The organism is Longimicrobium sp. (assembly GCF_036554565.1).
Lineage (GTDB): Bacteria > Gemmatimonadota > Gemmatimonadetes > Longimicrobiales > Longimicrobiaceae > Longimicrobium.
Window position 1 is genome coordinate 1 of sequence record NZ_DATBNB010000248.1, and the last position, 7,669, is coordinate 7,669.

The 7,669-nt window shown below is 69.6% G+C and carries 7 protein-coding genes and 1 pseudogene; 4 read left to right on the forward strand and 4 right to left on the reverse strand.

Going from position 1 to position 7,669, the window contains the following annotated elements; genetic code table 11:
* The 3 genes and pseudogenes from VIB55_RS06715 to VIB55_RS06725 all read right to left on the reverse strand — a co-directional run.
* A pseudogene (locus VIB55_RS06715) lies at nt 1-280 on the reverse strand (hypothetical protein); the annotation flags it as partial.
* Between the two features lie 790 nt (nt 281-1,070).
* A complete protein-coding gene (locus VIB55_RS06720) occupies nt 1,071-1,964 on the reverse strand; it encodes a metallophosphoesterase family protein (protein ID WP_331875900.1) in 894 nt (297 codons plus the stop codon).
* Complete coding sequence (locus tag VIB55_RS06725) at nt 1,961-2,908, reverse strand: hypothetical protein (protein ID WP_331875901.1); 948 nt, start codon at nt 2,906-2,908, stop codon at nt 1,961-1,963. Before VIB55_RS06725 ends, VIB55_RS06720 begins: the two co-directional genes overlap by 4 nt.
* Before the next feature lie 103 nt (nt 2,909-3,011).
* On the opposite strand from VIB55_RS06725, the gene VIB55_RS06730 reads away from it, so the two are divergent.
* The 4 genes from VIB55_RS06730 (at nt 3,012) to VIB55_RS06745 (ending at nt 6,093) form a co-directional block, all read left to right on the forward strand.
* Nucleotides 3,012-3,650: a hypothetical protein gene (locus tag VIB55_RS06730; RefSeq protein WP_331875902.1), complete on the forward strand. Its 639-nt coding sequence runs from the start codon at nt 3,012-3,014 to the stop codon at nt 3,648-3,650.
* A gap of 336 nt (nt 3,651-3,986) precedes the next feature.
* On the forward strand, nt 3,987-4,268 hold the full coding sequence (locus tag VIB55_RS06735) for a hypothetical protein (RefSeq protein ID WP_331875903.1): 282 nt from the start codon (nt 3,987-3,989) through the stop codon (nt 4,266-4,268).
* 98 nt (nt 4,269-4,366) lie between these two features.
* Nucleotides 4,367-5,500: an aminomethyltransferase family protein gene (locus tag VIB55_RS06740; RefSeq protein WP_331875904.1), complete on the forward strand. Its 1,134-nt coding sequence runs from the start codon at nt 4,367-4,369 to the stop codon at nt 5,498-5,500.
* Nucleotides 5,497-6,093, forward strand: a complete 597-nt coding sequence (locus tag VIB55_RS06745; RefSeq protein WP_331875905.1) for a DUF1802 family protein — start codon at nt 5,497-5,499, stop codon at nt 6,091-6,093. Before VIB55_RS06740 ends, VIB55_RS06745 begins: the two co-directional genes overlap by 4 nt.
* Nucleotides 6,094-6,962: 869 nt before the next feature.
* Here VIB55_RS06745 and VIB55_RS06750 read toward each other — a convergent pair.
* On the reverse strand, nt 6,963-7,669 hold a 707-nt coding region (locus tag VIB55_RS06750; RefSeq protein ID WP_331875906.1), incomplete at its 5' end, for a sensor histidine kinase.

Below are 7,669 nucleotides of genomic sequence, written 5' to 3' on the forward strand. Positions count from 1 at the left end.
CCAAACGCCACAGGCCATCGGGACGGCCGATGCGCAGCGTATCGATGCGAACCTCTCCCGCCTCCACGCGGATCGGCTCGGTCCCGACACACGACCATTGGCCCACGACTTCATCCCCGTCGACCGTGTGGATGTAGTGAATGGGGATCGGGCTGCGCGAAGTGCATCGCCCCAGGTAGATGGGCCCTGCCGTCCGGTTCTCATACCGGGCGACGATCTGGAACTCCATGCCGAGCGGGTGCGCTCGCGCCGCGTATTCGCTACTGTCCGTCTGGAGCATTGCCGCTGCTCCATCTCCAGTGGCGCCGCCCCGGGGAGCGTGGGGCCAACAACCAGCAAGCGCGAGCGCCACGCAGAACCGTACCAGGGCATCTGCTCGCAATAACCGACTGCCATCCTGTGACGCCCAGGCGCGCCAAACCAGCCCGTAGCACATTCATCGCGGGCCGAAGGATCTTGCCTGCGCCACTTCTCACCTTGGGCGCGACAGCGGCACGAATGCCGGCATCGCCTCGCTCCACGTTGGCGCGGCGCGCGAAGGCCGGCTACCGCTCGCTGCGCTTCGGTAGCTCCGGCGCATGCCGCGGCGGGCCCTCCCCCGGCCCCTCCCCGCATGCTGCGCATGCGGAGAGGGGAGAATTCGATCCCGCTTCCGCTGGCCTCGCGCACTCGACTGCGCTTGCAGTCCGCGAAGGCGGACTTCGGGCCGTCGCTGCCGCGACTTCAGTCGCCCCAGCCGGGCCGAGGCCGCGGCTAGATACTTCGGCCCGCGTGGTGTGGCGTGCGGGTGAGTGAGGTGCGCCTAGGCCTCGGGATGACACCCGGTCCGGGGCGCGCCAGAAGCCCTAACTCACACCATCGCAAGGCAGTCCGCGAAGGCGGACTTCGTGTGGTTGTTGCAGCGAATTCATTCGCCCGTGCAGGGCTGGCGGCGCTCATTCCTAGCATCGGCCCTCCCCAGATCCTGGAGAGGGCCGATCATCTTCCGCACTAACGCACTAACGCACTTACGCACTAACGCACTCACGCACTTCCACACTCACGCACTTCCACACTCCGCACTTCCGCACTCACGCACTCCCAGCCGCCGTCCTCTCCTGCTCCGTCGGCTGCTCCACCCCCGGCTCGGACACGCGTTCGGTCTCGGATTCGGCGGGGATGGGGATCTCGTGCACGTAGAACATGTCGTGCTTGGCATCCTCCCGAACGCGCACCAGCGACACGTTGAACACGGGTACCCCGCCCGGCGTCTTGCCGCTGAAGGTGCCGTGGTGCGCATGGCCGTGGAACGCGACCGCCGCCTTGAAGCGGTCGATGGGCTCCACCAGGCGATCGTTGCCCAGGAACGGAAAGATCTGCTCCGGCTCGCCCATCACCGTGTCCATGATGGGCGCGTAGTGAAGCAGCACCACGCGCACCGGCGTGGAAAGGCGTCGCAGCGCGTACTCCAGCTTCTGCGCCTCGTCCAGCGACGTGCCCACGAAGTCCTTCGTCTCCTGCTCGCCGAACGCGGTGAGCGTGTAGCGCCCGAACCCACCCATGAAGCCCTTGACGCCGGCGAAGCCCACGTGCTCGTTCAGCTCGAAGGGCGACTCGTCGAGCAGGTGCACGCCCCGCGCGCGCAGGATGGAGTTCACCTTGTCGACGTTGCCCGACTCGTGGTCGTGGTTGCCCAGCACGGCCAGGATGGGCACGCGCACGTCGGACAGCTCCTTGACCACCACCTCCACCTCCGCGGGAATGCCGCGCCGCGTGAGGTCGCCCGCCAAGAGCAGGATGTCGGCCTCGTCGTTCACCCGGGCGAAGAGCTCGCGGTACAGGCCGCCGTCCTTTTCGCCGCAGTGAAAGTCGCCCACCGCGGCCACCCGCACCGAGCGGCCGGCCCGGTCTTCCCTGCGCCGCCCGAAGCGAGCTTCCTTCTCAGTCCCGGGCTCCCCCTCCGCCGTGTTCGGATGGTCCGTCATTCCTCTTCGCCCAGGGTGTCGGGAACGCTTTCCTGCTCGGTGTCGGGCGCGCGCTCGTCCCACACGTCGGCATCGAGCAGCTTCAGGATTTCGGGATGCTGCTGCATCCGCGCGATGCTTTCCTCGCGGGTGTCGCGGAACCCCCACTCGTGGACGTCGATGGCGAACGAGAAGCGCGAGATCATCGTGCCGTTCGTCACGTTGTGCCTGTCGCCATCATCCGAGCGCTGGTGGCTGGATTTTTCGGCCCGGTCCAGCAGCTCGCGCAGCACCGCCTCGGGCACCTGGTCGCGATAGCCCGGATAGACGTAGCGGAACAGCAGCAGCTGCGAGAGCAGCAGCGGCCAGTTCTCGCCCGCCTTGGCCACGAGCCGCTTCCAGTCCATCACGTGGCCCTTGCACAGGATCAGGTGCGCAACGTCGGCCATGTCGTGGCGGTGCCGCTCGTGGATGAACAGCCGGTGCCAGATCAGCTCCTCCACCGGCGCCACCCGCACAGATGTCGCGGCGAGCGTGGCGGGAGTGCTGTAGCGGAACCAGTCTTCGTCGATCAGGGCCAGGCCGTTGCCCATCCCGTAGATGATGTCGATGAAGTGGTCGCGGTTGGCCTTGCTGATCGCCTTGCCGATCCAGTGCGGCTGCTCGAGCCGCGTGGTGAACCCCACGCTCTTCAGCACGCCCATGGCCTGGATCACGGCCTCGGGGGTGAGGAACAGGTCCAGGTCCTTGGTCTGGCGATAGATGCCCGTGTGCTCGTAGATGGCGTACGCGCCCGCCACCACGGACGGAACCCCGGCGTCCCGGAGGGCCGTGAGCGCCATCTTGTACAGCTCCCGCTCGTCCTCGGGGATCCAGAACTCGCTGTGGGTAACCGACTTCCGCTCTTCCTTGGTGAGTGTGTCGAACCCAGGAAAATTAGGCGGTCCCGGCTCTACTTTGACCATCCGATGCTGTCCGTGGTTGAAGCGTTGGGCGGCGGAAAAGCAACAATCGGACCTGATTCCGCCGCGCGTTGACCCGGGCCCCGCCGCGTGCGTAGCTTGCCCTATGCTCACCGACCTCAAGAAGCTGTTCGCGCGGACGTGGGACGCCTTCGTGGCCGAGTCCAGCCGCCGCGAGCCCGAAGACCAGGTAGCCGAGATCCTTTCGGCCATGCGCCGCGAAATGGTGGACGCGCGCGCCACTCTGCCGCTGCTGCAGGAGAACATCGCCGCCGCGGAGCGCGAACTGGCGCGCGAGCGCACGGCTCTGGACGATGCCGTGCGGCGGGGCGGCCTGGCGCAGAAGATCGGCGACGCGGAGACGGTGCGCGTGGCCGCCGAGTTCGCCGACCGCCACCGCCGCCGCATCGCCGTCCTGGAAGAAAAGGTGCGCACCGCCCGCGCCGAGCACGAGTTGCGCGGGCTGGAGGTGCAGGACATGATGCGCCGCTACAAGGAGGCGGACCTCAACCGCTTCGCGCTGCTCAACGAGATGCGCCGCGCCCAGTCCGGCCAGCGCCTCCGCCAGGCCGGCGCCGCGACCGACGACGACTTCGCCCGCGCCTCCGACCGCATCGAAAGCGAAGCCGCGTACAGCGAAGCGCTCGACGAGCTTTCCGGGATGGACCCCGCACCCCCTCCACAGTCGACCGCGGACGACGTCGAGGAGCGGCTTCGGGAGATGAAGCGGCGGATGGGGATGTAGGCCTGCCCCCGGGCCGCACGGGCGAATGAATTCGCTGCAACAACCACACGAAGTCCACCTGCGTGGACTGGCTTGCTGCGGCGTGAGCCAGGGCTCGTGGCGCGCGCCAAGCTGCGTTCAGGTCTCCCCCTCCCCTGCGCAGCGGGGGACGGGGGACGGGGGTCGGGGGGAGGGGGCTCCCAAGGCATGCGCCGACGTCGGTCGAAACGCCCCGGAGCCAGCCAGCGAAAGCCGCCCACGCATCATCTTCGGGTGCCATACCCGATTGCCCGCACGCGCCACGAAAGCTATTTTCTCCCACTCGGATACGGATTTACGACGAGCGGAAGACGGTCGATGGCACTATCCCGAAGCTCCTCCTGGAAGGAGCACCGGCTGGCGAACAAGCTGGAGTGCGGAGGCACGGAGTACTCGGTAGACCTGGTGGCGCGAAAGGCCACCGGCGTCGAGGGATGGAAGGTGACGGTGGTGTACCTGCCGCGCGCCGAGGGGCAGGAGATCAAGGTCGATCTCCCCAATGCCGCCTCCACCGCCGAGGTTCGCCGCCTGGTGACGGAGTACGAGGGCGCCGAAGACCGCCTCCGCGAGCTCTGCGGCCAGGGCGCGGCGCGGGCCTGATCCCCCGCGCCAGCACGAATCCCACGAATTCACGGCCGCCCCGGGCATCCCGCGGGCGGCTTTTGTCGCCATCCGAGCGGCACGATACAGGAGGTTGCATGAGCGAAACGACCGCGGCGCCCACCGCCGCGCCCATCCGTCCCCTGCTGGAGAGCGCGGGCGCCGTCTTCGGCCAGGTGGCCGGGCGCGAGGTGGCCCGCCACTTCGGCGACGGCAACGCGGAGTACCGCGCCGTCCGCGAGTCCGCCGGCATGGCGTGGCGCGGCGACCGCGTGCGCTTCCGGCTCTGGGGCAAGGACCCCGCGCGGATGATCCACGGCCTGATCACCAACGATCTGCTCAAGGCGCCCGCCGGCCGGGGCGTCTACGCGGCCATGCTCACCCCCAAGGGGCGCACCATCGCCGATCTGCGCGTCTTCCGGCGCGAGGGTGCGGGCGGTCCGGAGGTGCTGGTGGATGTCGCCGCGGAGGCGCTGGAGGGCGTCCGCGACCACTTCAAGAAATTCGTCCCGCCCATGTTCGCCCGCTGGGCCGACGCGACTGGCGACATCATCGCGCTCGGCGTCTACGGCCCCCGCTCCCGCGAGCTGCTGTCCGCCGCGCTCGGAACCGACATCCCCGCGCTGGACGAGGATGCCTTCGTGGAGCCGGAGTTCGCGGGTGCGCGCCTGCTGGTCGCGGCCACGCGCGAGGCCGGCGGCGAGGCGGGCTTCGACGTCTTCGTCCCCGCGGACCACGCCGCCGAGCTCTGGCGGACGCTGCTGGTGCGCGGAGCCGAAACGGGAGCGCGGCCGGTGGGCTTCGGTGCGCTGGAGACGTTGCGGATCGAGGCGGGGCGCCCGCGCTACGGCACGGACATCACCGAAGAAACCATCCCCACCGAGGCGTACGAGCAGGCGGGGCTGATGAGCCGCGCCATCTCGTTCACCAAGGGGTGCTATACGGGGCAGGAGGTGGTGATCCGCATCGCCCACCGCGGACACGTGAACCGCCATCTGCGCGGACTGCTGCTGGGCGACGTGGGCGTCCCGGCCCCGCGCACACCTCTGACGGACGTCGATACGGGAAAGCAGGTCGGCTGGACGACGAGCGCGGCCTTTTCGCCGATGCTCGGCCAGACGATCGCGCTGGGCTACGTGCGGCGCGAGGTTCAGCCTGGGGAAGACGTGCAGGTGGGCGACGGCGGCGAGGGGCGCGCGCGCGTGGTCAAGCTGCCGTTCGACCGCGCATGAAGGAGAGCAGCGCGTCGGCGCTCAAGGAGTGGGCGGTGGTGGACGAGGCGCTGGCCACCGGCCGCGTGTCGCTGCTGGTGCGGAAGGGCGGCATCCACGAACGGGCCGGCGACTTCGACGTGGAGCATGGGGAGTTCTGGATCTTCCCCAGCGGCTGGCACCAGAACCCCGAAGACCTCGCGGCCGAGCTGCATCCGCTGCTGAACGCCATCGGGCCGCAGCCGCGCGGCACCGTTCCGTTCCGCACGTACTGCGTGGTGGATGGCGTGCACCGGATCGAGAGCCCCGAGGTGCTCGACCGTATTCAGGGGCTGCACCCGCTCTCCCCTCCCGCCGCGCACTACCGCTTCAACTACCGCAACAGGCCGTACGTCCACGCGCTGCTCGTCCGCGCCTACCGCCTGGACGAGGCCGTGGCGCTCCCCGACGTGCACCGCTACGAGGGCTGCGTGTCGTGGGTGGCGCTGGATCAGCCGATCCCCACCGCCGGCCTCCGCCCCGTGCTGACGGACGAAGAGTTCGCCGCCGTGCGGAAGGACATCCTGGATCGGCTGGGCGCACCCGTCCCGATCGCACACGATCCATCGCGCTGAAGCGCAGGCGTATCAGCGCCTACGCGGGCAATCTGTCGCCCTGACGAGGCCCACGCAGACCAAGCCCCAACACCGGCAATCTGTCATCCTGAGGCCCAAGCGCACCGCCCCATCCCGCAGCACATCCCACGCGGGCCGAAGGATCTAGCCGCGGCCACGTAACAGCTGGGGCGCGGCAGCGGGCACGGAACCCTGAGCCACGTCTGTTCGCGCCTCGACGAACTTTGGCGCATGCCTCGGCCGCGCCCCATCCCCAGCCCTTCCCCCGCAAACCCCGCCGGGGAAGGGAGCCAGCCCCGTGCGGTTCGACGGGCTTTGGTGCATGCCCTGGGAGCCCCCTCCCCCGGCCCCGTCCCCCGGCCCCGCTTCGCAGGGAGGGGGAGATTTGAACGACGCTCCGGCCGGCCCGGCGCACTCTACAAAAGACGGGGGGCGAGGAGCATTGCGCTTCGGACAAGGTGGCGCATGCCCCTGGCAGCCCTCTCTCCCCGGCCCTCTCCCCCGCAAGCGGGGGAGAGGGAGAATTCAATCGCGCTCCGGCTGGCTGTTGCGCACTCGACTGCGCGTGCAGTCCGCGCAGGCGGACTTCGTGATGTGCCAGCTGCGGTTTCAACCGCCGGGACGGATGTGGCGGCCTCTGCACTGGTGACCGCTGCCGCGCCCGGGCTAAGAAGCGTCCGCGGTTAGATCCTTCGGCCCGCGTGGGAGAGGGTGCGGGCACGTGTCGCCCGCCTGGGCCTCAGGATGACAGGCTGTGGGGCTGCAAGGACTTACGTGTGACGCGCCGGACTGGCTCCCTTCGCCCGCGCAGTTTGCGGGGGAAGGGTTGGGGATGGGGGGCGCCAGGCCGCGCGCACCGGACTCAGCCCCTATGGCACCAGCATGGGCCCGAACCCCGCCGGCAGCGACAGCGTGAACGTCGAACCCACACCCTGCTTCGACCGCACCGTCACGTCGCCTCCCAGCCGCCGCGCCAGCTGCCGCGAGAGCGCCAGCCCCATCCCCGTCCCCCCGTACCGCCGCGTCGCCGACCCGTCGATCTGCAGGAACTGCGCGAAGATGCGCTCCTGGTCGGCCTCGTCGATCCCGATCCCCGTGTCCTCCACCTCCCAGACGATGGAGTGCCGCGCGTCGCCCCCGGCGCGCGCCTCGGGGGTCCACGGCGAGCCGCTGCTTACGCGGACGCGCACCGTCACCCGCCCCGCCGGCGTGAACTTGAACGCGTTGCCCACCAGGTTGCGAAGGATGCGCACCACCTGGCTTGGATCGGTGCGCACCGGCACGGCCGCATCGGGGGCCAGCGTGCGCACCTCCACCTCGGGCGCGGGCGGCGCCAGCCCCGACATGGCCGCACGCGCCAGCGCCACCGCGTCGCACGTTTCGGGGCGCACGTCCAGGCGGCCCAGCTGAAGGTTGGCCATGTTCAGCAGGTCGTCGATCAGCTCCATCAGCTGCATGGCCGCCGTCTCCACCCGTTCCACGCTCTGCGCCTGCTCGTCGGTCAGCGGCCCGGCGTGGCGCTCGCGGAGCAGGTAGGTGAAGCCCAGGATGGCGGTGAGCGGCGTGCGCAGCTCGT

Excerpts from the sequence above, each read along its gene's own strand:
- VIB55_RS06725 (WP_331875901.1), bottom strand. The coding sequence starts at position 2,908 with ATGGTCAAAGTAGAGCCGGGACCGCCTAATTTTCCTGGGTTCGACACA.
- VIB55_RS06730 (WP_331875902.1), top strand. The coding sequence starts at position 3,012 with ATGCTCACCGACCTCAAGAAGCTGTTCGCGCGGACGTGGGACGCCTTC.
- VIB55_RS06735 (WP_331875903.1), top strand. The coding sequence starts at position 3,987 with ATGGCACTATCCCGAAGCTCCTCCTGGAAGGAGCACCGGCTGGCGAAC.
- VIB55_RS06720 (WP_331875900.1), bottom strand. The coding sequence starts at position 1,964 with ATGACGGACCATCCGAACACGGCGGAGGGGGAGCCCGGGACTGAGAAG.
- VIB55_RS06740 (WP_331875904.1), top strand. The coding sequence starts at position 4,367 with ATGAGCGAAACGACCGCGGCGCCCACCGCCGCGCCCATCCGTCCCCTG.
- VIB55_RS06745 (WP_331875905.1), top strand. The coding sequence starts at position 5,497 with ATGAAGGAGAGCAGCGCGTCGGCGCTCAAGGAGTGGGCGGTGGTGGAC.